General features: G+C 59.2%; 18 protein-coding genes. 12 read left to right on the top strand and 6 right to left on the bottom strand.

The features are described from left to right. Positions 1–3 precede the first annotated feature (3 nt). From ACJ70B_RS07615 to ACJ70B_RS07605, 3 genes are read left to right on the top strand one after another with little or no spacing between them, the layout of a single operon-like run. A complete protein-coding gene (locus ACJ70B_RS07615) occupies positions 4–2,931 on the top strand; it encodes a DNA-directed RNA polymerase subunit A' (RefSeq protein ID WP_408959804.1) in 2,928 nt (975 codons plus the stop codon). After that, positions 2,924–4,117, top strand: a complete 1,194-nt coding sequence (gene rpoA2, locus ACJ70B_RS07610; RefSeq protein WP_408959803.1) for a DNA-directed RNA polymerase subunit A'' — start codon at positions 2,924–2,926, stop codon at positions 4,115–4,117. The genes ACJ70B_RS07615 and rpoA2 overlap by 8 nt, the downstream gene beginning before the upstream one ends. Positions 4,118–4,120: 3 nt before the next feature. Continuing rightward, positions 4,121–4,546: a NusA-like transcription termination signal-binding factor gene (locus ACJ70B_RS07605; RefSeq protein WP_408959802.1), complete on the top strand. Its 426-nt coding sequence runs from the start codon at positions 4,121–4,123 to the stop codon at positions 4,544–4,546. 31 nt (positions 4,547–4,577) lie between these two features. Here ACJ70B_RS07605 and ACJ70B_RS07600 read toward each other — a convergent pair whose 3' ends face one another. Both ACJ70B_RS07600 and ACJ70B_RS07595 read right to left on the bottom strand, forming a co-directional pair. Beyond that, on the bottom strand, positions 4,578–5,201 hold the full coding sequence (locus ACJ70B_RS07600; RefSeq protein WP_408959801.1) for a DUF4255 domain-containing protein: 624 nt from the start codon (positions 5,199–5,201) through the stop codon (positions 4,578–4,580). 92 nt (positions 5,202–5,293) lie between these two features. Then, positions 5,294–7,480 carry an ATP-binding protein gene (locus ACJ70B_RS07595; RefSeq protein ID WP_408959800.1) on the bottom strand — a complete coding sequence of 729 codons (2,187 nt, stop codon included), beginning with the start codon at positions 7,478–7,480 and terminating at the stop codon, positions 5,294–5,296. 280 nt (positions 7,481–7,760) lie between these two features. Here ACJ70B_RS07595 and ACJ70B_RS07590 point away from each other — a divergent pair, with 280 nt between their 5' ends. From ACJ70B_RS07590 to ACJ70B_RS07570, 5 genes are all read left to right on the top strand, one after another. Beyond that, the gene (locus tag ACJ70B_RS07590) at positions 7,761–8,978 is read left to right on the top strand and encodes a DUF4157 domain-containing protein (protein ID WP_408959799.1); all 1,218 of its coding nucleotides are present in this window, start codon (positions 7,761–7,763) and stop codon (positions 8,976–8,978) included. An 86-nt stretch (positions 8,979–9,064) separates the two neighbouring features. Then, on the top strand, positions 9,065–9,937 hold the full coding sequence (locus ACJ70B_RS07585; RefSeq protein ID WP_408959798.1) for a hypothetical protein: 873 nt from the start codon (positions 9,065–9,067) through the stop codon (positions 9,935–9,937). Between the two features lie 20 nt (positions 9,938–9,957). Next, positions 9,958–10,701, top strand: coding sequence for a DUF4157 domain-containing protein (locus ACJ70B_RS07580; protein ID WP_408959797.1), 744 nt, complete (start codon positions 9,958–9,960; stop codon positions 10,699–10,701). Positions 10,702–10,706: 5 nt separating this feature from the next. Continuing rightward, positions 10,707–11,669, top strand: coding sequence for a hypothetical protein (locus ACJ70B_RS07575; RefSeq protein ID WP_408959796.1), 963 nt, complete (start codon positions 10,707–10,709; stop codon positions 11,667–11,669). Positions 11,670–12,013: 344 nt separating this feature from the next. Further along, a complete protein-coding gene (locus ACJ70B_RS07570; RefSeq protein ID WP_408959795.1) occupies positions 12,014–13,525 on the top strand; it encodes an aldehyde dehydrogenase family protein in 1,512 nt (503 codons plus the stop codon). A 69-nt stretch (positions 13,526–13,594) separates the two neighbouring features. On the opposite strand, the gene ACJ70B_RS07565 is transcribed toward ACJ70B_RS07570, so the two are convergent. Then, complete coding sequence (locus ACJ70B_RS07565) at positions 13,595–14,245, bottom strand: hypothetical protein (protein ID WP_408959794.1); 651 nt, start codon at positions 14,243–14,245, stop codon at positions 13,595–13,597. A 312-nt stretch (positions 14,246–14,557) separates the two neighbouring features. Here ACJ70B_RS07565 and ACJ70B_RS07560 point away from each other — a divergent pair, with 312 nt between their 5' ends. Continuing rightward, a complete protein-coding gene (locus ACJ70B_RS07560; protein WP_004267302.1) occupies positions 14,558–14,986 on the top strand; it encodes a 30S ribosomal protein S12 in 429 nt (142 codons plus the stop codon). A gap of 2 nt (positions 14,987–14,988) precedes the next feature. Beyond that, positions 14,989–15,603, top strand: a complete 615-nt coding sequence (locus tag ACJ70B_RS07555) for a 30S ribosomal protein S7 (RefSeq protein ID WP_408959793.1) — start codon at positions 14,989–14,991, stop codon at positions 15,601–15,603. A gap of 434 nt (positions 15,604–16,037) precedes the next feature. On the opposite strand, the gene ACJ70B_RS07550 is transcribed toward ACJ70B_RS07555, so the two are convergent. The 3 genes from ACJ70B_RS07550 to ACJ70B_RS07540 form a co-directional block, all read right to left on the bottom strand. Then, entirely contained in the window at positions 16,038–17,669 is a 1,632-nt protein-coding gene (locus ACJ70B_RS07550; protein WP_408959792.1) for a hypothetical protein, read from the bottom strand. 540 nt (positions 17,670–18,209) lie between these two features. Next, complete coding sequence (locus tag ACJ70B_RS07545; protein ID WP_408959791.1) at positions 18,210–18,908, bottom strand: hypothetical protein; 699 nt, start codon at positions 18,906–18,908, stop codon at positions 18,210–18,212. 156 nt (positions 18,909–19,064) lie between these two features. Further along, entirely contained in the window at positions 19,065–19,820 is a 756-nt protein-coding gene (locus tag ACJ70B_RS07540) for a DUF5781 family protein (RefSeq protein WP_408959790.1), read from the bottom strand. A 236-nt stretch (positions 19,821–20,056) separates the two neighbouring features. Here ACJ70B_RS07540 and ACJ70B_RS07535 point away from each other — a divergent pair, with 236 nt between their 5' ends. Further along, positions 20,057–22,243, top strand: a complete 2,187-nt coding sequence (locus ACJ70B_RS07535) for an elongation factor EF-2 (protein ID WP_408959789.1) — start codon at positions 20,057–20,059, stop codon at positions 22,241–22,243. Positions 22,244–22,561: 318 nt separating this feature from the next. Then, positions 22,562–23,446, top strand: a complete 885-nt coding sequence (locus ACJ70B_RS07530) for a hypothetical protein (RefSeq protein ID WP_408959788.1) — start codon at positions 22,562–22,564, stop codon at positions 23,444–23,446. Positions 23,447–23,476: the final 30 nt, after the last annotated feature.

The following is a 23,476-nucleotide window of genomic DNA, read 5'->3' as shown; positions in this document are numbered from 1 at the left end:
ACCATGCAAAACAGCACACCAAAAGACATCGGACAGATTTCCTTCGGGCTCATGGAGCCCGAGGAATATCGGGAGATGAGCGCGACGAAAATCATCACCGCAGACACTTACGACGACGACGGCTTCCCCATCGATATGGGGCTGATGGACCCGCGGCTGGGCGTCATCGACCCCGGACTCGAGTGCAAGACCTGCGGGAAGCACTCGGGGTCGTGTAACGGCCACTTCGGCCACATCGAACTAGCCGCGCCGGTCATCCACGTCGGCTTTACGAAGCTCATCCGGCGACTCCTGCGCGGAACGTGCCGAGAGTGTTCGCGACTGCTGCTAACTGAGGACGAACGCGACGAGTTCCACGATCAGTTAGAGGAGTCCCGGAAGCTAAGCCGGGACCTAAACGACGTGACCAAGGCCGCGATCCGGCAGGCCCGCAAGAAGGATCGCTGTCCGTTCTGCGGTGAGGTCCAATACGACATCGATCACGAGAAGCCGACCACCTACTACGAGGTCCAGCAGGTCCTCACTAGTGAGTACTCCCAGCGCATCGCCGGCGCGATGCAGGGCGACGAGGAGGCCGGCGTCGAGCGGACGACGCCGGACGAACTCGCCGAGAAGACCGACATCGAACTCACTCGAGTCAACGAGATCCTCTCGGGCTCGTTCCGGCCGCGTGAGAGCCAGCGCAAGGCTATCGAGAAGGCCTTAGATATCGATCTGACCGAGGAGGACACGAACAAGCTGATGCCGAGCGACATCCGGGACTGGTTCGAGAACATCCCGGACAAGGATATCGAAGTCCTCGGTATCAACCCCGAGCGATCCCGGCCGGAGTGGATGATCCTCACCGTCCTCCCCGTGCCGCCGGTCACCGCGCGACCGTCGATCACGCTGGACAACGGCCAGCGCTCCGAGGACGACCTCACGCACAAGCTGGTCGACATCATCCGGATCAACCAGCGGTTCATGGAGAACCGCGAGGCCGGCGCACCCCAGCTGATCATCGAGGACCTCTGGGAGCTCCTACAGTACCACGTCACGACGTTCATGGACAACGAGATCTCGGGCACGCCGCCGGCGCGACACCGCTCCGGCCGGCCGCTCAAGACCCTCTCTCAGCGGCTGAAAGGCAAGGAGGGTCGCTTCCGGGGCTCGCTGTCCGGCAAGCGCGTGAACTTCTCCGCCCGAACCGTCATCTCGCCGGACCCGACGCTGAGCCTGAACGAAGTCGGCGTTCCGGACCGTGTCGCCAAGGAGATGACCCAGACGATGAACGTCACCGAGCGCAATCTCCAGGACGCCCGCCGGTTCGTCTCGAACGGCCCCGAGGGACACCCCGGCGCGAACTACGTCCGTCGGCCTGACGGCCGCCGGCTGAAGGTGACCGAGAAGAACTGCGAGCAACTCGCCGAGAAGGTCGAGGCCGGCTGGGAGGTCAACCGCCACCTCATCGACGGCGATATCGTCATCTTCAACCGCCAGCCGTCGCTCCACCGGATGTCGATCATGGCCCACGAGGTCGTGGTCATGCCGTACAAGACGTTCCGGCTGAACACCGTCGTCTGTCCGCCATACAACGCCGACTTCGACGGCGACGAGATGAACATGCACGCGCTGCAAAACGAGGAGGCCCGCGCCGAGGCCCGCGTGCTCATGCGCGTTCAAGAACAGATCCTCTCGCCGCGCTTCGGGGAGAACATCATCGGGGCCATCCAGGACCACATCTCCGGGATGTACCTGCTGACCAACGACAACCCCCGGTTCAACGAGACCCAGGCGCTGGACCTGCTCCGTGCGACCCGGATCGACGAACTGCCCGAGCCCAGCGGTGTCGACGACGAGGGCAAGCCGTTCTGGACCGGCTACGATGTCTTCTCCGAACTCCTGCCCGACGATCTCAACCTCGAGTTCACCGGCACCATCGGCGACGAGGTCGTCATCGAGGACGGCCAGTTGCTGCAAGGTACGATCGCCGAGGACGAGGTCGGCGAGTTCGGCGGCGAAATCGTCGACACGATCACGAAGATCTACGGCAACACCCGCGCCCGGATCTTCATCAACGAGGTCTCGACGCTGGCGATGCGTGCCATCATGCACTTCGGGTTCTCGATCGGGATCGACGACGAGACCATCCCCGAGGAGGCCCAGTCCCGCATCGACGAGACGATCGAGGACGCCAACGACCGCGTCGAGGAACTGATCGAGGCCTACGAGCGTGGCGAACTCGAGAGTCTGCCGGGGCGGACGATCGACGAAACCCTCGAGATGAAGATCATGCAGACTCTTTCGCGTGCGCGTGACAACGCCGGGAACATCGCCGACGAGCACTTCTCGGACGAGAATCCTGCTGTCGTCATGGCCGACTCCGGCGCTCGCGGTTCCATGCTCAACCTGACCCAGATGGCCGGCGCGGTCGGCCAGCAGGCGGTTCGGGGCGAGCGGATCAACCGCGGTTACGAGGACCGCACCCTCTCTCACTACGAGCCGGACGACCTCTCGGCGGAGGCACACGGCTTCGTCGAGAACTCCTACACGAGCGGCCTCACGCCTCGAGAGTTCTTCTTCCACGCGATGGGGGGCCGCGAGGGGCTGGTCGACACTGCGGTCCGGACGTCGAAATCCGGGTACCTGCAGCGCCGGCTGATCAACGCCCTTTCCGAACTCGAGACGCAGTACGACGGCACCGTCCGGGACACCTCGGACACGATCGTCCAGTTCGAGTTCGGCGAGGACGGCACCTCGCCGGTCAAGGTCTCCTCCGACGACGAGAACAACATCGACGTCGCACAGATCGCCGACCGCGTCCTCGACTCCGAGTTCGAGTCCCAAGAGGAACGCCAGGAGTTCCTCGGCTCGCGCCCGCGGCCGACGAACCTCTCCGAGCACGCCGACGATCGCCTCACCGAGGGTACGGAGGTGAGCTCCGATGACTGAGGTCGAGTACAACGTCGATGACGACTCGATCGCGGTCGTCGAGGACACCGACCTCCCGCGACGACTCAAAAACGAGGTCTACGAGACGCTCGAGGTCCGCGACGGTGCCACCGTCGAGGACGCCGACGAACTCGCAAAGGCCGTCGAGACTCGCTATCTGGATACGCGAGTTGATCCGCTCGACCCCGTCGGCACCGTCAGCGCGCAGTCGATCGGCGAACCCGGCACGCAGCTGACGATGAACACGTTCCACTACGCGGGGGTCGCCGAAATCGACGTGACCCAGGGGCTGCCGCGGCTGATCGAACTGGTCGACGCTCGGAAGACCCCGGACACGCCGATGATGACTGTCTACCTCGAGGGCGAGTACGCCACCGAACGCGAGAAGGCCCACGAGGTCGTCTGGAACATCGAAGCGACCAAAATCCTCGCGCTGGGCGACGTCTCGACGAACGTCGCGGACATGCGCGTCCAAATCTCGCTCAACGAGGATACCCTCCGCGAGCGGATGATCACGCCCGAGGAGGTCGCCGAGATCATCGAGGACTCCCTCGGTGTGAGCGCGGTCCAACAGGGGACCCAGATCCAGTTCGGTCCCGAGGAACCGTCCTACCGCGACTTACTACAACTGGTCGAGGAGCTTCGCGACATCACCTTCAAGGGGATCGAGGATATCTCCCGCGTCGTCATCCGTCGCGAGGAACTCGAGGAGGGCGAGGAGTTCGTCCTCTACACCGAGGGGTCGGCCTTCGGCGACGTGCTCGAGATCGAGGGCGTCGACGCCTCGCGGACGACGTGTAACAACATCCACGAGATCCGGCGTAACCTCGGCATCGAGGCGGCCCGCGAGGCCATCATCGAGGAGACGAATAACACGCTCGCCGAACAGGGGCTGGACGACGTAAACGTTCGACACCTGATGCTCGTCGCGGACATCATGACTAACCGCGGCGAGATCGAGTCCATCGGCCGGCACGGCATTTCGGGCTCGAAGGAGTCCGTGTTAGCCCGTGCAGCGTTCGAGGTGACGGTCAACCACCTGCTCAACGCCGCGATCCACGGCGAGGTCGACGACTTAGACGGCGTCACGGAGAACGTCATCGTCGGCAAGCCGATCAAGCTCGGCACCGGCGACGTCGACCTCCGGATGGGATCGACCGCATCCGACGGCAGCCAGGCCGACTGATCGATGGGCGTCACCCTCGATGACGACGCCCGGCGGTACCTCGCCGTCTTCGAGGACGTGACGGGCGTCGACGGTCGGGACTGCCTCGTCACCGACGGCGGCGATCGGCTATTGATCGTCGTCGCGAGCGGCGGAATGGGCGAGGCAATCGGTCCCGGCGGCCGGACGGTCAAACGGTTCGAAGAACGAGCCGACGCGCAGGTCCGCCTCGTCGAAGGGGCCGACGATCCCGAAGCGTTCGTCGCGAACGCGCTCGCACCGGCGGCCGTCTACAACGTCACCATCAGCGAGAACAACGACACCGTCGCTTACGTCGAAGTTGCCGAGGACGATCACGGCGTTGCGATCGGTACCAACGGGCGGACGATCGACGCTGCCCGCACGCTGGCGGACCGTCACTTCGGGATCGACGACGTGCAATTGCTGTAACCGATCGTCCGTTTTCGACCCGATCCGGTCGCTACGACGAGTCATCGGACTCGTCCGACCGTCGGCCGATCGCCGTCTCACGTTCTTCGACACGTGCAAACGCCGCTTCGTTCAGCGACCGAACGACTACCGGGCTCACCTCTATCGTCGCCGATGGCTGGTGGGTCGCCTCCGGGAACTGCGACCACAGCGATAGCACTTCCTCGATCGGCTCGTCGATAATCGAAATCGAAAGCGGTCGCTCCTGGATCAGTGGAGCCGGTGCGTCGCTTGGTTCGATCCGACTGTTATCGTGGAATAGCTGGAGGGCCGCACCGAGGAGCTGCTGGCGGCGGAGCGGGTCCGTCTGCCCCGAGTCGTCATCGTCTTCGCCACCGTCATCGACGGCGTATGCGGTCACGAGATATCGGACCGAAAGCGCCAGCGGTGGGTCCTCGCGAGACGTTCCCTCGGTCTGTCGGTTGACCGATCCCAGCGTGGCGTCCGTTTCGATCCGATACGGATAGAGAGCGAGGTCGACGCTCGAGAGCGAATCGATATCGGCCGGCGAGGCCACCTCGACCCCATTCGGGTCGAGTGGACTCCGCTCGTCGGCGTTCGCCTTCACGAGTTCGGCCAACACGTTGCTGACGTCCGCGATGGCGCTGTATGTCATCGGTTATCTGCTGCCATTAGCGGCCAGTGCCATTACTTCTTCCACCTGAATATCGGCCTCGAGCGAATGGTGCCTGTGTCGCTGACGCCGGTTTATCCATCGCGTCGCTCCCGGTGGAGCCGTTCCTTTTCCTCTCGCTCGCTCGGCCCCTGCAGGTACTCGAGATACGGCTCGAAGTCGGGTTCGCGAATGCGACTGTTCCGATTCCGTTTGTACTCCTCGAGGGCTTCGACGACGTGGCGCATGGTGATCACGTCGTCGTCCCGACCGGCGACGTAGATGGCGATGTGTTTGGCGAGCTTCTCGATGTTGCCGCCGCTGTAATCGAACTCGGCGAGCCACTCCCAGTCGATTTCCTCGAAGGGACAGTCGTCGGGGAAGACGTGTTTCCAGATTTCCTCGCGTGCGCCCGCATCGGGTTCGTCGAACCGGACCGAGTGGGTAATGCGCCGGGTGAAGGCCGTGTCGATATTCTGGGCGTAGTTGGTCGTCAGGAAGATGACGCCGTCGTATGTTTCGACCCGTTGGAGGAGATAGTTCACTTCGACGTTGGCGTAGCGGTCGCTCGCATCCGAGACGTCCGCGCGGTCGCCGAAGATGGAATCAGCCTCGTCGAACAACAGGACGGCGTTTGACTGCTCGGCGGCACGGAAGATCCGTTCTAAGTTCTCCTCGGTCTCACCGATGTATTTGGAGACGACACTCGAGAGGTCGATCCTGTAGATGTCCATCCCGACGGAATCGGCGAGCACCTCGGCTGCGAGGGTCTTTCCCGTGCCCGGAAGCCCCTTGAACAGCGCGACGATGCCCGTGTTGCCGTCTGCCTCCCTGAACCCCCAGTCGTCGTAGATTCGCCCTCGGTTCGTGATGTGTGCCTCGAGAGTCCGCAGTTGTCGTTCGGTTCGGTCGTCGACCTCGATGTCAGCGCAGGTTTTCGCGGGTTCGACGTGTTGGGCCAGCTCTGCGAGTTCGCTACTAGACTGAGCGCGACAGCCCGCCCGCACGTCTTCGAGCGTCGGCTCGTCGCCGCCGGCCAGCGACTCGGCGGTCGCCAGCGCCGCCTCGAGTTGCCCCTGTGCCAAATCGAACGTACTGGCCATCGCCTCTGGATCGAGGTCGCTCGGAAGTTCGTCGGTGCGGGCGTCCCAGAACTGGCGGCGGAGCGCGATCGAGGGCCGGGGAAGCTCGCGGATGGCGTCGACGCAGGGCTGGCGACTTTCGGCGGGCGTCCACGACTCTTCGCCGGTCGCGAACAGGTCCCTGTCGAACGCCCGGAAGCGCTCGAGGACGCCCTCGAGAGTGTGGTCGGTCTCTCGGTCTACGACGGTGGCCGCGTCCGCGTTAGCAAGGTGAACGGGTCGGTTCTGAAGGAGCGCTTCGCGCACGAGCGCGTCCAGCGCGTCCGCCTCGAGGACGGCCGCGAGGTCGGCCCGGAGGTAGCGGTCGTTCCCACAGCAGGCCTCGACGGCGCGACCGACGCCCGACCCCGGCGGTCCGTGGAGGTAGACTCGACGGCCTGTTCCGTCCTCGTCCGCGGGCAGCGACGCCAGCGCCGCCCGGTGTTCGTCGTCGATCAGGAGGTCCTCGAGGGAGGCATCGGCGGCCGCCACGGTTAGATGGTCGTCGAGGTCTACCGGACTGCGGGCGTCAACGGCCGCCTCGAGGGACGGGTCGACGCCGTCGTAGCCCTTGAGGTACTCGAGGATGCGGTCGTCGACGCTGAACTGGCGGCCGCGTTCCGAGGGAAACCCCTCGGGCGGTGATTCGGCGGTGAGTAGACCGTGTTTTCGAAGCGGGGAAGTACTAGCGACGAGTGCACCGGCGGTGAGGCGTTCTTCGGGCGTACGACTGAATAGTTCCTCGAGAAGAATAATCGTCAACCGAGGGAGCGCCGAATGGTCCTGAATATACTGGTACTGGCCTGCGATGGTATCGTCGAGCCGTGGGGCGAGTGCCAGCAAGAGCACGTCAAGATGTCGACGGGAGAGACCGAAGCAATCCTTGAGGACGCGCAGGCGCAACGTGACGTTGGTAGCAGTTTCCTCGCAGTTTCGCTCGATGCTTTCGGTCCGTTCACTGATCTCGCGCCGATCGCCCTCGGGCAGTGCCAGCCGGAGATCCTCTGGCTCCGTCGCCACGGTTACCGCGTTGGGTGTCTCGTCGTCGAGCGCGGACTGCTGTGGGGCCCCGGACTCCAGCGCTGCCTCGTAGCGGTCGAGCATCGTCTCGATCCGCTCGAGTTCCGCGAGGAGGTGTTCGTGCGTCGTCGCATAGCTCATGGCTCCATCTTCATGCTAACCGTTATACCGATTTTGATTTACTATGATATGTGTCCTGGTCAAATAAATGGTGGTTGGGACGAAGCAGATCACGGCCCGATAGATTTTGTAAAGTTCATCTAACGCACAATATTTATGATGGTGGTGGGGAAACGCAACAGCAAGAATACCACGGATGGGATATCGATCATCGCGGTCAGCCGAGTCCGACTCTTCGGGTGTCAACACGACGCACACTCAGCTCGCGAAGGGGGCAGAGACGGCTGCGTCGGGTGGCTCAGTGGCGAGACACTGGTCGACGGGACCGACTGACGAGGCGGCCGAAGAGAAGTTCGGAATGGAGATTGCAGATCAGGAGACGAAAACGGAACTGGTGCGCCAGGAGAAGATGAACGGGCTCTCGCAGGTCCAGCGGTGGGTCGACGAGGGGATGACCGTCGAGGACATGGGCTCTCCGCGGTCGATGGAGGCGTTTCGACAGCGACAGGCCGAACGCCCTACAAGCGTCCCTCACAACATCGAGCGCCAGAATCGGCGCTCAGTTCTTCGCAGCGAGAAGGCCGCCAGCGACACGAATTCGGCCGGGAACGCAGGCGTTCCCGAATCCGTCCGCGAAGTAATTCAGTCGAAGGGACAGCCGCTAGACGGCGAGATCCAGCGCGCGATGGAAGACCGAATGGGCGACTCGCTGGGCGACGTCCGCATTCATACTGGGCCGAAGGCCGCTCAAGCCTGCCAGCAGATCAACGCGCGGGCGTTTACCGTCGGGAATCACGTCGCCTTCAATAGCGGCGAATACGATCCCTCGAGTCCGGAGGGTCAACACGTTCTCGCCCACGAACTCACACATGTGAGACAGCAAACCGGCGGGGCGGTGTCGATGCTTCCCCAAGAGGACCTCGGCCTCGAGATCGACCCGGATCCACGTTTAGAGCAGGAAGCCGAAGAAACAGCACAGCAAGTAATGAGCGGCGGGGAACTGGGCGTTCAGCGGCTGGCTCAGACCGAGGTTCACGTCCAGCGACTGCCAGAAGGCGACGGGATGCTCTACGGAGTGGTTGAAGACCTCCAGCAGCAGATCAGCGAACACGAAACTAGCATTGAGCAGAACGAATCAAACATTCAGGGTCTCGAAAATCGTCAAGAGCAGGTGATGGGGACGCTCTTGGAAGCCGCCCCAGGAGCACCCGACGAGTTCGATTGGCAAGGCGCGGCCACCAAGGGCGCGACCGGTGCCGGCGTCGGCTTTGGTATCGGCGCGATGACCGGCAGTCCTACCGCTGCTAGCACAGGCGCGTTCATCGTCGGAGGCACCGCCATTGCCAAGGACATCTCAAAGGAACTGATGGGAACACTGGTGAATAATCGGCCGGGCGGCGAAGCCGACAAACTCGAACAGATGTACCTCGAAATGGCCCAGATGTACCAGGAGTTCATTGAGGCTAAAGAGGGTACTGGCTTAGGTGACTCGACTGGCGATGCACAGAGTCGGAGGTAATTCGTATGGATGCTATCATAACTGGGGAATCTGAGAGAATCGGCCTGAGTATTATCGATAATGATGACATCGAACATCTCATTGAGATGGATGAAGCCGGCGCGATCAAGTATCACGAGCAGGACGGTTATCCAGACGACCCAGATGAGCGAACGAGCACAGACAACGAACACGTGAACCAGGCCCGTCGTTATGCGAAGTACTACGTCTTCGCCGAGCGTGGCTACGACACTGTCGAACACATCGAGAACCCGGCATACATCGATGCCGTCCGTCAGGCAATCGCTGGGCTCTCAGACGGTGAGTTCGAGCGGTATTTCGGCGCACTGTACCGCCAGTTGCGCAGCCACCACGACAATACCGACCGGCCCCGAGAACTCCCGTCAGGCGTGCGTAAACCCGACGCAGTCGTTTACGAACCAGAAGTCTACCTCGGCCTCGAGGTAGTCGGCGAGGACGTCACTGACCGCGCTATCGCGCTCGCGGAATCGTATGGACTCGCCGACGATGACACCACCGTCCAGCCCGCCTCCGAACTGGACGACGGCACCGTCGAGCGCTGGCAGGCCTTCGGTGACGAACTTGCCGACATCGTCGCCGCGGACGACCTCGAGACGGAGTTGACAATCACGGGCGTCTCGGGGCTGCATATCGGCTATCCGAACCGCCGTGGGCGTCACGAAGTCGATGAGGCCGACTCGCCGTTCACTCACCAGGCACAGGCGCGACTTTCGCTACTCCCACATGCGCCTGACAGCATCGACAAATTCAGTGACTACCTCGACCATCATCTGCGGTGTCAGGTGCGGGATTGCTTCCTGAAAATGGGTGTCGTTCCACCGAAACCGTATCGCGTAGTCGGGTTCGGAAAGTTCCGGGACGCACGCCGATACGATCACTTTGAACTGTATCCCGAAGTTCACAAACGAGATGGCGACCGCTGCCCACTACTGCAGTAGCAAAATACCCGACTCGCTCGATGTATTGTCATGAACTCGCGCACGTCCGGCAGCAAACCGCAAACCGGCGGGGCGGTGTCGATGCTGCCCAAGCAGATTTCGGCCTCGAGATCGATCCAGATCCACGCTTAGAGCGGGAGGCCGAAGAAACAGCACAGCGAGTAATGAGCGGCGGGGAACTGGGCATTCAGCGACTGGCTCAGACCGAGGTTCACGTCCAGCGTTCGGTCAAGAATGCACTGTCGTCGGTCCGTGACCGCTTTTCTAAAGAGAGTGAGTCCGCCCAGTCGCAGCCACAGTCACAGTTCCGAGAGTTCGACGGTGGCGATCTCGAGGAGACGGTGGGGACGCTCGTCGAGAACCAACAACAGCTACTCAAAGCGCTCGAGGCGTCCCAACAGTCAGCTGTCGAGAAGGTTGGTGTCGAAGCCGGGAAAGGCACGATGGGTGCACTGGGTGGGACGCTTGCGACCAGTGGTGGACTGGTATTGGGTGCGACCGTCGGGTCAGTCCTGCCGGGAGTCGGAACGACGATCGGCGCCGTAGCAGGCGGTGCAACCGGAAAGGTTGTTGGTGGTGCCCTCGGCGGTGCCATGGGTGCAGTCTACGAGCGCAACTTCGACGACGCTACGCAGACGCTGACCGACCAGACCCAACAGGCCAGCACCTGGCTGAATCAACTCATCGAGGAGAAGGTTCTCTCTGTCCTCGACCGCAACAATACTGGCTCGGGCAATACACAAGCTGACGAACTCGGTAAGTGATATCTATGGAAGCGAACATAACCGGCCAAAACGATGAACGAGTTGGCCTCTACGTATACGACAACAACGAAATCGAGCACTGGATTGAGATGGAGTTCGACGGCGAGATCAAGTACCACGAACAAGACGGCTATCCGGACAAGGCAGTAAAACGGACGAAAGACGGGAACGAACACGTCGAACAGGCGCGGAAATTCGCCCAGTACTACGTGTACCGCCAACGGGGCTACGACACGGTCCCGGCGTCACGCCACCCTGAACGGATCGAAGCCGTTCGGCAGGCCATCCACGGTTTGTCTGACGACGCGTTCGAGGACCTGTTCGGCGGCCTCTCCCAGCAGCTAGCGAGCTATCACGACCCGGAAGTCGACCGATCGATTACGATCCCACGTGGGGCCCCCGACTCCGACAGCGTGATCTACCGCCAGAATCTCTACCTCGAGATCGATCTCGGAGCAAGCGAGGTGGCTGATCAGGTAGCGGAACTCGCGGCCGTCCACGATATCGACCTCGAGGAGTTTGCAGATCGGTCGGCGACCGATCTCTCGAAGACCAATCTCGAGCGGTGGGACGAGTTCGTCGGCGAATTCACCGCTCTCGTCAGTGAGAGTGAAACGGACATCTCGGAGTCGGTATCCCTCGGGACGGTCTCATCGTTGTACACGTCGTACATCGACGAGACTGGTGACCAACAATTTCAACAGCCCGACCGTGATCCCCTCGAGCGGGAACCGGACACGGTCTTGGAGCTGCTCCCGGTCGAACCGGGCTCGCTGTCGGAGTTTCGAATGTATCTTGACCATCATCTGAAATGCCAGGTAAGAGATTCGTTCGTCCGGATGGGACTCGAACCGCCAGAGCGGTTCCGAGTCGTCGGCAACGGCCGGTTCAAGGCGGCTGTCGCGTACAACCTACTCGACCTGTACCCCAAGTACTATGACCCTGACTCCCTCGACGGACGATTCTGAATGAGGCTCGCTCACGAACTGGTTCACATCCGACAGCAAACGGGCAGGGCGGTGTCGATGCTTCCTCAGGAAACGAGCGGCCTCGAGATCGACGCTACCCGCACGCGGACCAGCACTTCGAGATCGACAATGTGCAGCTGATCTGACCGTTCCCGCTTTCTCGCCTTCTTTCCTTCCTCCGATACGGACCATCCGATAGCGGTTACTGATGGGCGAGTGAGACGCCGCGCGATTCGTGGTCGATCTTCTCCGACGGTGGCGCCCTCCTTCGAATGTATCTTAATATTCTCGATTGATATTATCATAACCAAACCAATAAACGCACTCACCGAAAACGGATCCGTATGACGGGAACGGAGACGCAATCTACCGACGAACGAGACGTAAACGAACTCGATATCGCACCAGAAAACGGGTGGAACGCGCTGTATCTCGACGGAGAGTGGATCTCGGACGGCAACCGCGACTCGATCGAAGTCGAAAACCCCGCGAGTCGGACGACCGTGACCACGGTGCCGTCGGGAACCGAGGACGACGTCGACGAAGCGTACGCGGTCGCGGCGGCCGCTCAAGAGGAGTGGGCCGAGCGACCGCCACAGGAACGAGCCGCGATCGTGTCCGAAGCCTGCGAGTTACTGGGCGAGTACGCCGCCGACCTCGAGACGCTGTTCGCCGTCGAGTGCGGCGGTGTCCAACTGAAAGCCGGCTTCGAAACCCAGCTCGCACAGGGGACGATGGAGGTCGGCGCTGGGCTGGCGATGCGCGACGGCGGCCGCCGCAAGGACTCGGTTACGCCGGGCAAGGAAAACCTGCTCGTGCGCGAACCGGCCGGCGTCGTCGGCGTCATCACACCGTGGAACTTCCCGCTGTATCTCTCTAGTCGAGTCGTCGCACCCGCCATCGCGCTGGGCAACAGCGTGGTGTTAAAGCCCGACGAGCACACCCCGATAACGGGCGGACTCGTGCTCGCGAAGGTCTTCGAAGAGGCCGGCCTTCCAGAGGGCGTCCTGAACGTCGTCCCCGGCTACGGCCACGAGATCGGCGATCACTTCTCGGGTCACGACGTTCCGTCGGTGATGTCGTTTACCGGTTCCTCGGAAGTCGGACGCGGTGTCGGCCAGCGCGCTGTCGGCTCGTACACAGAGCCCGCGCTGGAACTGGGCGGTAACAACGCTCACGTCGTGCTCGAAGACGCCGACCTCGAGCGGGCGATCGACGCCGGGGCGTTTGGGTCGTTCACCCATCAGGGACAGGAGTGCATCTCCATCAATCGCCACCTCGTCCACGAGTCGCTGTACGACGAGTACGTGGCGGGACTGGCCGACCGCGCCGAGCAGCTTCCCATCGGCGACCCGCTCAAGGAGGGGACCCTCGTCGGACCGGTAATCAACGAGAGTCAGCGCGACAAGATCGTCGGTTTCATCGAGGAGTCGGTCGAACGCGGCGCAACGGTCGAAACCGGCGGGGACCACGACGACCTGTTCGTCGAACCCACGGTGCTATCGGGCGTCTCCAACGACATGCCGGCGGCCTCCAACGAACACTTCGGGCCGGTCGCGCCGGTCATCCCCTTCGAGAGCGACGAGGAGGCGATCCGGATCGTTAACGACACCGAGTACGGCCTTTCGGGATCGGTTCACTCGACGGACGTGGCTCGAGCGCGCGATGTGGCCGATGCGATGGAGACGGGCATGGTCCACATCAACGATCAGCCGTTAAACGACGAGCCACATGTCGCGTTCGGGGGCGTCAATGCCTCGGGAATGGGCCGGTACAACGACGAGTGGATCATGGACACCCTGACGACGTTGAAGTGGATCTCGATCCAGCGCGAGCCGCGCGAGTATCCGTACTGATCCGGATTCGACACCCCCGACTCCGAAGAAAATCACGAGAGCGATTACGCGTCGCGACGCGGAACGCGATCAGATCCAGTTGACGCGATACTCGCAGTGCTGCCCCCCGTCCGATCGACACTCGTCGCCGACCTCCTCGACGTCGACGGGGTTGTCAGCGAACTTTCTGGCGACGCCTTGAATGAGTCCCTTATCGAACTCGCACGGATAGGGGTTCTCACAGGTCATCACACCCTCGTTTTCCCCGTCCATCCGGAACTCGTAGGACCCGATTCCGTCGCCGCGGTGGTTCTGGTGGTAGGCCTGATCGATCCCCCGTAACGCGTTATCGACGTCGGTGAGATTCGGTGGGAATTCGACGTGCTTGGGAACGTTCTGACCCATGTTCCGCATCCTGACGCCGCCGTACTCGTCGCGCATATCGTACAGCATAGCCAGCGGGATGGCGAGCGGGTACCACTCCTCAGACTCGATGTCCTCGAGTCCGTATTCGGCGAGTTTGTTGGTGATCTGTTTTCCGACGAACGACGAGACCGATTCGCCCGCGGCGACGTACGATAGCGGGCTCCGCCCGATCACTTCCGCGTCCTCGAGTGATCCGTCGTAGCCGATTCGGTCGTTTGTCGCCGGCAATTCGGTAGACTGGGACTCTTCGTCGCCGTTCCCGACGAGTCGCTTGAGCCAAGACGTCGTGATTAGTACCGTATTGATCGTACTCATAACGAGTGCAGAACGTAAGCGGTATAACTAATATCCTCTTGTTACTGTTCGGTGTGAGATCGCCATTTCATCGGGCGGAATACACTTTACGTCCCTGGGGCTCCTGTATCTCGGTCGACGAATCACCTGCCCTTACCCGAATTTGACATTCTTGTTACAGTTCCGGTGGTAGAACGCGGCGGACATCCTGAGAGCTTCCGCGCGGAGGTGAAACCCGCTCACATCTCTTCGTTGGCCCTGATCGAGCAATCTCGGGCCGTAACGGCGACTCGAAACAGGTCGCTTAAGTGCCTCCGACGGATAGCGGCCCCTATGGCAAACGGCAAATACGCCGCGCGCAAGCTCAAGAAGGACCGCCAGAACCAGCGGTGGTCCGACTCGGACTACGCGCGCCGCGCCCGCGGACTTCGCGAGAAGTCCGACCCGCTCGAGGGTGCACCCCAGGCTCGCGGTATCGTACTTGAAAAGGTCGGCATCGAGGCGAAACAGCCCAACTCGGCGATTCGAAAGTGCGTCCGAGTGCAACTGATCAAAAACGGGAAGCAGGTCACCGCGTTCTGTCCTGGTGACGGTGCGATCTCGTTCATCGACGAGCACGACGAGGTCACCATCGCCGGTATCGGTGGGGCAAAGGGTCGTGCGATGGGTGACCTCTCTGGTGTCAACTACAAGGTTGACAAGGTCAACGGTGTCGCGCTGAAGGAACTCGTACGCGGGAACGCAGAAAAACCGGTGCGATAACCATGGCGGCAGAAGATCAACCGGATCCGGATGCGCCGGCTGGCGGCGCAGAGGCAGACGTTTCGGCGAAGCTCTTCGGCCAATGGGAGATCGGCGAGATCGAGTACGCTGACCCCTCGACCGAACGCTACATCACGGTGACCCCCGTTGCTCACACCGCAGGTCGCCACGCCAGTAAGCAGTTTAAGAAGTCTCAGGTGTCGATCGTCGAGCGCTTCATCAACCGCCTGATGCAGACCGAGGAGAATACGGGCAAGAAACAGCAGTCGCTTAACTACGTCCGTGATGCCTTCGACCTCATCAACGAGCGAACCGAGGAGAACCCGATTCAGGTGCTCGTGACGGCCGTCGAGAACGCGGCGCCACGGGAGGAGACCGTCCGCCTGAAGTACGGTGGTATTTCAGTCCCGAAGGCCGTCGACGTCGCCCCGCAGCGCCGGGTTGACCAGGCCTTGAAGTTCCTCGCCGAGGGCGTTCACAGCGACTCGTTCAAGACGGCGACCTCCGTCGAAGAGGCTATCGCCCGCCAGCTTATCGGCGCGGCCAACTACGACGTTCAGACCTACGCGGTCAGCCAGAAAGAAGAAAAAGAGCGCGTCGCGGCAGCTGCACGCTAACGCGATTCGGTTTCTTTCGTTTCATTTTCGTTTCGATCAGCGGCAGTCTTCCGACTTAACTGAAGTTCCCTTTTATTCTGTCTGTGTCCATTAGACGAATATCGAGCAGGTAGGTCGGCGGAACTGTCCGTTGGACATCCGAATATAATTTTATAAGTTCAGTCTGGCGTTCTCATTCATACTCTCCTTCAGCTCGTTTAATTGACTTATTACCAATGGTGTATAATATTGATATTATCGGTTTTAGGAATAGTATATTGAGATAAATTAATTAACATCAGCACCGACATCATGGGTGCACCATGACGGGCATTACAGACCACTTAAAGAACCACCCTCGAACGATCGGCGTCCTGTTTACGACTTTGCTGTTGCTGGCACAGGCTGGGAATGCCGCAGCAGCAAATGCTGGTGTCTTTATGGGGCCGTAAAACTCAGACGCTATTCGAACGTAATTCGTTACTCCATCGGACTTCACCATCAAGCAGTACTGGGAATTTGCCTTCGCGATAGAATTCTTCAAGTTGTGATTCGGTCACCGATACATCATTAATTCCGTTTGGGATAATACTGTATAGATCAACTGGCTCCAGATATGGTGAAAAAACACCACCTCTTCTCATCTGTGCAGAGATGTAGGGTATTACATCTGCAGTTATTTCGTCGTCAGTTTGATCTAATAGGCATACGTTTGGTATCCGCGTCTCAGATTGCGCTATTGTAGTCCTAGAATCGCCAACCATGCAGTATTGTTGCCCAACAATACTCTTCTGACGGGCAATATCGAGCGCAGCGTAGAGCGGGAAGCCAAGGTTCAACAATTGAGCAATGAGGCATCCCACTCTAACTGCCCCGCTATTAACGATGTTGCCTAACGTTACGATCCCACCAATGCTCCCTGCTCTAATTAGGTGTAGCCCCTGTCTGTGCGACTGACACGCGTTTAGCAAGAACGCTTTCGCACTAACCGTGTCAATGGATACAGCGTCTAGTTTCCCGTTTGAGCATTGGAACCCCTCTTCATCAATGTGTCCAATATAGTGTAGAAAATCACTGTCGCGTGCTAGTACGCTTTCGAGAGCAGACGTAGTAAGCTCATAATGGATTGTAATATCAAACGGCAACTCTTCTCGATCCCCGTATGTCTCATTGACACTATTCATCTCCTCTACCATCTTCGAATCATTACAGATGACCTCGATCTCGATAGGACCGTCTTTCGGAGTCCGTCCGATATTGTTTTCGTACGCCACCAGCGGGGCTGTACTGCTAATTTCTGTATCTCCAATTCCTTCCCACCTTTGTGATATTTTTGTTAAGTCTGGCGGATCTATAGTCCGTGATATGGTCTTGTTGCCGCGAACATCTTTCGACCATGAACGTCTCACAAAATCGTTGTTAGCTCGAGTAAAATCGCTTACTGCTTTTTCCACTCTCTGGGTAGGTGATGGTGGTGTAATTGAATGATCTTGAATTTCAACGGTAGCGAGGTCATTCGCAACGAAGGGGAGAAATCGAATATATTCTGCACTTGGCTTGAGTTGTGTCTTCAACTGCCAGTTGGGTAGATACGATTGCAAGGCCGAATATGGGATATCAAGATAAGTCTCGACCCGTTCCGCGAGGGGTTGGTTGTACACGGTTTTAGGGTTAAATTCGAGTACGTCCTCTACTGCTTCACGCTCGTATAGTGAGAGAGGAGTTGATCCTTCGGTGCGGACGACGCAATCGAGAAAAAATATTTGTTTTAGTACTCGTGCGATCGCCGTTTCGATGTTATCTTCTTCTCCTATCGAATACCTGTATCCGGAGCTCGTTGTTAATTCTGGACGAGAGCCCGATATTACATCTGCGTTGAGATAATACGCTAATGGCGTAACTATGAATGCATTTTGCAGTGTTTCGGGTATCTTTATACGAATATCCGTTTCTGTCTGATTAAACTTCTCAGGAACGTGGAGCTCATCGCCAATTTCAACGCGGGGAGGATGGCCACGGAGTGTTGGATACGTTCGTTCTGGTGTCGTTGTTTTCAATGCCGAACCGAAAGCGGATACCGCTGCCATCACGTCCGTTGGCTCGGTTGTCGTGGTAATTGTCCCCGCTGGCCGCTCATGAAATGATCGCGCGCCGAGAGTTACTCGCGTTACCTCACCAAAGTTGATATACGTTTGCTCACTGTCTGAATAAATGTGAACTGGACTGGTGATGCGAGCATATACCTTCATCGGCCCAGAGATATCTAGTATGTACCGTCCGTGCGAGAAATCGCCCTGTTCGTTCGGGCGAACTTCTGCTAACATCGTTTTATCTGAATCACGAACCAAGATGTGGTCCGTGGTCGGCAACGTGACCGAATCAGCGGTAAATTGAACCACTCTTCTAACTGGAAACTCAATTTGATCAGTAGCCACTGACTCGAGCGAGACTGATTCGCCGGTTGTTAACAGATATCGGTGGCGTTCGATCGGATCGATTATCTCTACCCCATTCGGTGTTGGCTCGAATTTCGGTTTCATCGGAGCGGATGCTCGTATTAGACGGCCATGGTTAGGTCGATTGCAATACCGTCTCGAGGTTTGGCCCGACGCTGTGACGACGAGACGTTACTTCGGGTCGACCGATAGCCATCCGGACGAACGGTCTCCGTCATCCATAACCCACCGCTCTTGCCAGTCGCCGTTTTGCTCCCGAAGTTCGACGACCACGTCGAACAGCGGTGAGAGGGTCGGAACGATCTTTGCATCCCGTTCTACCGGCAGATGATAGTGCGCCATTCCGTTGGCGTTTCGGGTTCGCCCGTTGGTCAGATGTAGGAACTTGAAGAGCTGTTGTCTGCCGTACTCTTCGAGTAGGGGGAGCAGCGAGTCGACGCCGACCCGCAACTCCGCGGGCTCGAGTCGGGTCGTGTCAGTTTCGAAGGAATCGATCGCACTCGAGATGGCGATGCCAAGATCGGCGAGGGTGTCGACCTCGTTCGATGATGCGGGAGTTGATGGTCCGGCCGACGGGGTGCTCACAGTGGCGTTGCGGGCCTGTGCCTTGTAGCTGATCGGTGAGATCGTTTCCGGATCGACGTCGTCGACGAGGAAGGGAAGTCGATGTGGGTCATCGGTCGTCGAGACGAGGACCCGTCGGCGGACCTGATCAGATCGCTGTCCTAACAGCCGCTGACAGGTATCGCGCCACTGGCTCGGACGGACGGATCCGACGACGAGGACGCTTGCCCCTCGGCGTTTCAATCGCGAGAGTTCGTCGGAGAACGCGTCCCCGTTTGCTTCTGTGCAGTCCGTTCCCGAGAGCATCACGTATATGTTCCAACAATCAGAAGTCTCAAACAATAAACGTTCGGGTTGAAGCGTACACTATTGGCCGCGACTCTCGAGTACTGTGGCTTGTTTTTGTCTCCGTTCTCTGCCTCTCGACGGCGGTAGTACGGTGCTGGTCGCGGCTAGCTACGGTCAGTCGGCAGCGGGGCCGTCACCGCCGACGTACGAGCGAGTCGCGTCGACGAGTACCTGGCGGTAGGTGCTCGCGTCGGGCTCACGAGCGAGTTCGCGAAACCGGCGCTTGAACTCTCTGAAATCGATCTCGGGGGCGTCCATCGCGGCCGCGTGGGCGAGGTCGTAGAGCCGGTGGTCCTCGTCGACGAGATCGTGGCGCTCTGCGAGTGCCAGCGCGAAGGCCGCGTTCACCGCCGTGATCTCCGGATCAGCACTCGGCGACAGACGCTCGAGTCCTGGTCGGGGCGGTGTCTCGGGTCGGTTAGCGACCGCGACGGCGAGACTCGACTCGAGGAACGAAAGCAGTTTTTCGCCGGGGCCGACGGAGAGGGTGATATCGTCGGCGTAGATGTCTTTCATGTGGTTTGCGATCTGGTAGCAGTGGGAGAGTTTGCGGCGCTCGACGCTGCGGCCGGTCAGTGCGAGATAGAGGACTTCCTCGGTCGATTGCGTATGCGACGGATGTTGTTGTTCGTGACGGGCCATGTGGGAAAATTCGTGGAGGGCGAGTTCGCGAGCCATCGCCGACGAGGCGGCCTGTCGCGAGATATTCAGGACGTGGCGGTCGTCGTAGTGGGCGGCCCAGGTCCGTTCGTCAGGGTCGTCCCGGAGCTGGACCTGCACTGGCAACGAGAGATCGTGTTCGGTCTCGAAGAGATCTTGGGCGCTGAGAAACGGCGCGGTCGGGCCCGGTCCCTGTACGCGTATATTCATGTGTGTCGATACCAGGGGCTGTCGCTGTATGTCTCTTACGCCCCGCTGTAATTTCGGTGGACGCACGGTGTCTGCCGGATAGCGGTACCGACGCCGTGACCGCTGCCGTCGTTGCTAGCTGCGTGGTATTCACTCACGCAAATTAGACGTTCCGGCGTCCGGACGGGGTAAGGCGACGAAATCCGGCGGCGACGAAACACTACCCTTTTGACCCCGCTGGCGGTAAAGGGGTGTATATGGGCCGACGCAAGAAGATCGTCCAAGAATGTGAACGGCTGATGGACGAACCGGAGAACATCCGGAACATCGCCATCGCCGCTCACGTCGACCACGGAAAAACAACGCTTTCTGACAATCTCCTCGCCGGTGCCGGCATGATTTCCGACGAGACCGCCGGCGAACAGCTCGCGATGGACACGGAGGAAGACGAGCAAGAACGTGGGATTACCATCGACGCGGCGAACGTTTCGATGACCCACGAGTACGAGGACACCAACCACCTCATCAACCTCATCGACACGCCGGGCCACGTCGACTTCGGTGGCGACGTGACCCGGGCGATGCGCGCCGTCGACGGTGCGCTCGTCGTCGTCGACGCCGTCGAAGGGGCGATGCCCCAGACCGAGACGGTGCTGCGACAGGCGCTCCGCGAGGGCGTCAAGCCGACCCTGTTCATCAACAAGGTCGACCGTCTCATCTCCGAACTTCAGGAAGGTCCCGAGGAGATGCAAAAGCGACTCCTCTCGGTTATCCGCGACGTCAACGAACTCATTCGCGGGATGACCGAGGACATGGACGACATCGACGACTGGACGGTCTCCGTCGAAGACGGTACCGTCGGCTTCGGTTCGGCCCTCTACAAATGGGGCGTCTCGTTGCCCTCGATGCAGCGCACCGGCATGGACTTCGCCGATATCATGGAGATGGAGCGCAACGACAAGCGCCAAGAACTCCACGAGCGCACGCCGCTGTCAGACGTCGTCCTCGACATGGTCTGTGAACACTTCCCGAATCCCGTCGACGCTCAGCCCCGCCGCATCCCGCGGATCTGGCGCGGCGACGACGACACGGACCTCGCCGAGGGAATGCGCCTCGTCGATGAGAACGGCGAGGTCGTCTTCATGGTCACCGACATCTCGATGGATCCCCACGCCGGTGAGATCGCATCCGGTCGCGTTTTCTCCGGCACTTTGGAGAAGGGTCAGGAGCTCTACGTCTCCGGGACCGCGGGCAAGAACCGTGTCCAGTCCGTCGGTATCTACATGGGTGGCGAGCGCGAGGAAGTCGAGGAAGTCCCTGCGGGGAACATCGCGGCTCTCACCGGCCTCAAAGACGCCATCGCCGGATCGACCGTCTCGAGCGTCGAGATGACGCCCTTCGAGTCGATCGAGCACATCTCGGAACCGGTCATCACGAAGGCCGTCGAGGCCCAGAACATGGACGATCTGCCGAAGCTCATCGAGACGCTTCGACAGGTGTCCAAGGAGGACCCGACGATCCAGATCGAGATCAACGAAGACACCGGCGAGCACCTGATCTCCGGGCAGGGCGAGCTCCACCTCGAGGTCATCACCCAGCGCATCGAGAAGAATCAGGGCATTCCGGTCAACACCGGCGAACCGATCGTCGTCTACCGCGAGCAGCCCCAGAACCCCAGCGACGAGGTCGAGGGAATCTCGCCGAACCGCCACAACCGCTTCTACATCTCCATCGAGCCGATGACGGACGAACTCGTCGATACGATCCAGCTCGGCGAGGCGTCGATGGACATGCCCGAGCAGGAACGCCGTGAGGCCCTGCAAGACGCCGGTATGGGCAAGGACACGTCCCAGAACGTCGAGCATATCCACGGGACGAACATCCTCATCGACGACACGAAGGGGATTCAGCACTTGAACGAGACGATGGAGCTCGTCATCGAGGGGCTCGAGGAGGCGCTGGACAACGGTCCACTCGCCAACGAGCCCGTTCAGGGGACGCTTATCCGCCTGCACGACGCCAAGCTCCACGAGGACACCATCCACCGCGGTCCGGCACAGGTCATTCCCGCGACCCGCGAAGCCGTCCACAAGGCACTGATCGACGGTAAGATCAAGATGCTCGAGCCGATGCAGGACGTCCGTATCGACGTGCCCAACGACCACATGGGTGCCGCCTCCGGCGAGGTCCAGGGTCGCCGTGGCCGCGTCGACGACATGTATCAGGAAGGCGACCTCATGGTCGTCGAGGGCATCGCGCCCGTCGGCGAGATGATCGGCTTCGCGTCGGACATTCGGAGCGCGACCGAGGGTCGGGCCTCCTGGAACACCGAGAACGCCGGCTTCGAGGTCATGTCCGACTCCCTCCAGCGCGAGAAGATCATGGAGATCCGCGAGCGCAAGGGCATGAAGCTCGAGCTCCCGCCGAGCATCGACTACATCTAACTGTTGTAGCCGGCCACCTGCGGTTTCTATTTTTTATGGTTAGTGCCCCGAGTAGTGACAATCATTCCTAATGCGATAAGGAAGATCTCAAAACCAATCTTGAAAAAGTGTTTTGATGTAGGAATAAGACTCTACAAAGAATTAAATATATAGTTATTTCATTCTATACTTTCTGTATTGAATATTCTGGCACTATAGAAATATGTTTGGCCTCTGCTACTTAGGCTTGTTATCGTTATAATAGTTAATATAGAAAAGTGTTTAACCAATGGTGAAAAGAACATAATTGCGGATAGTAGATAATATCCGCAATAAAAAATGAACAGGAGAAAACTCTTAGAAACGCTTGGAGGTTCAGCGCTGATCGGAGTAACACCGGGATTAGCGGGCGCAAACGCCGGAGAGGCCGACAGTGAATTACGAAAGTCAGAAAAGACTCCCTCAAAGCGTCGAGTTGAGACCGCACTCGATAATCCAATTTCGAATAATATATTCGACGTATTAGGACTACCACCTAAAAAATCAGGAGAACCAACTCAAGTCGAAATACATATTGATGGCAGCCGCATATCGCATTCGATCCACATACCGACCCATCTTGGTAATCTCTCGGTCTGCTACAAGGATGCTACCCTAATGTATGCTGCTCTTCAGTTAGACCGTCAGAACGTCTCCTCTCACATACGCCGCAAGATTGCAGGCAAAAGAGGCTGGCCGTCTAATACAAACGGTCAGATCATCAATTTTAAAACGAGGGATGGTATCTATTTCACTAGGTCTGCCACCCGTGGAGAAGCAGTGAGGGCTACGAACGAAATAGGGGGAGATATTGAACATAACAAAGTCACTTGGAGGAATGAGATATCCAATAAGACTTCTTCTGGTGAGTATACCGTAACAAATAAGAATGAAGTATACACGCTCTCCCATTCACCTATTGAAGTAAAGACAAGGAAACCTGTTGGAAAGAGACAAGGAGTTAGTATACAAGCTTCAAGATGTTCAGGTAGTATCGGAGCCTGTGCTCTGGATATCGTTATGTCCACCCCCCACTGTGGTCTTGCCGGAATTGGATGCATGACTTGGGGCCCTACCTCACTTGCCTGTTTATTGGTCGTAATTGATCTCTGTTTGCCGAATGCTTATATCATGCACGTATCCGGAAACTGTTATGATGTGGCGAAAAACTGTGATTTGCCGTGATCGGCCCATATGGATACATTCGATAATGGA

Origin of the sequence: Natrinema sp. 74, assembly GCF_046097095.1 — an archaeon.
Taxonomy (GTDB): domain Archaea; phylum Halobacteriota; class Halobacteria; order Halobacteriales; family Natrialbaceae; genus Natrinema.
The sequence above is the reverse complement of the archived record's forward strand: the minus strand, read 5'-3'. Positions and strand labels throughout refer to the sequence as shown.

Bases quoted from the DNA above. Each gene is read 5' to 3' on its own strand.
- ACJ70B_RS07550 (WP_408959792.1), bottom strand. From the start codon at position 17,669: ATGGCAGCGGTATCCGCTTTCGGTTCGGCATTGAAAACAACGACACCA.
- ACJ70B_RS07545 (WP_408959791.1), bottom strand. From the start codon at position 18,908: ATGCTCTCGGGAACGGACTGCACAGAAGCAAACGGGGACGCGTTCTCC.
- ACJ70B_RS07575 (WP_408959796.1), top strand. From the start codon at position 10,707: ATGGAAGCGAACATAACCGGCCAAAACGATGAACGAGTTGGCCTCTAC.
- rpoA2 (WP_408959803.1), top strand. From the start codon at position 2,924: ATGACTGAGGTCGAGTACAACGTCGATGACGACTCGATCGCGGTCGTC.
- ACJ70B_RS07540 (WP_408959790.1), bottom strand. From the start codon at position 19,820: ATGAATATACGCGTACAGGGACCGGGCCCGACCGCGCCGTTTCTCAGC.
- ACJ70B_RS07570 (WP_408959795.1), top strand. From the start codon at position 12,014: ATGACGGGAACGGAGACGCAATCTACCGACGAACGAGACGTAAACGAA.
- ACJ70B_RS07580 (WP_408959797.1), top strand. From the start codon at position 9,958: ATGTATTGTCATGAACTCGCGCACGTCCGGCAGCAAACCGCAAACCGG.
- ACJ70B_RS07605 (WP_408959802.1), top strand. From the start codon at position 4,121: ATGGGCGTCACCCTCGATGACGACGCCCGGCGGTACCTCGCCGTCTTC.
- ACJ70B_RS07595 (WP_408959800.1), bottom strand. From the start codon at position 7,480: ATGAGCTATGCGACGACGCACGAACACCTCCTCGCGGAACTCGAGCGG.
- ACJ70B_RS07530 (WP_408959788.1), top strand. From the start codon at position 22,562: ATGAACAGGAGAAAACTCTTAGAAACGCTTGGAGGTTCAGCGCTGATC.
- ACJ70B_RS07600 (WP_408959801.1), bottom strand. From the start codon at position 5,201: ATGACATACAGCGCCATCGCGGACGTCAGCAACGTGTTGGCCGAACTC.
- ACJ70B_RS07585 (WP_408959798.1), top strand. From the start codon at position 9,065: ATGGATGAAGCCGGCGCGATCAAGTATCACGAGCAGGACGGTTATCCA.
- ACJ70B_RS07615 (WP_408959804.1), top strand. From the start codon at position 4: ATGCAAAACAGCACACCAAAAGACATCGGACAGATTTCCTTCGGGCTC.
- ACJ70B_RS07555 (WP_408959793.1), top strand. From the start codon at position 14,989: ATGGCGGCAGAAGATCAACCGGATCCGGATGCGCCGGCTGGCGGCGCA.
- ACJ70B_RS07560 (WP_004267302.1), top strand. From the start codon at position 14,558: ATGGCAAACGGCAAATACGCCGCGCGCAAGCTCAAGAAGGACCGCCAG.
- ACJ70B_RS07535 (WP_408959789.1), top strand. From the start codon at position 20,057: ATGGGCCGACGCAAGAAGATCGTCCAAGAATGTGAACGGCTGATGGAC.
- ACJ70B_RS07565 (WP_408959794.1), bottom strand. From the start codon at position 14,245: ATGAGTACGATCAATACGGTACTAATCACGACGTCTTGGCTCAAGCGA.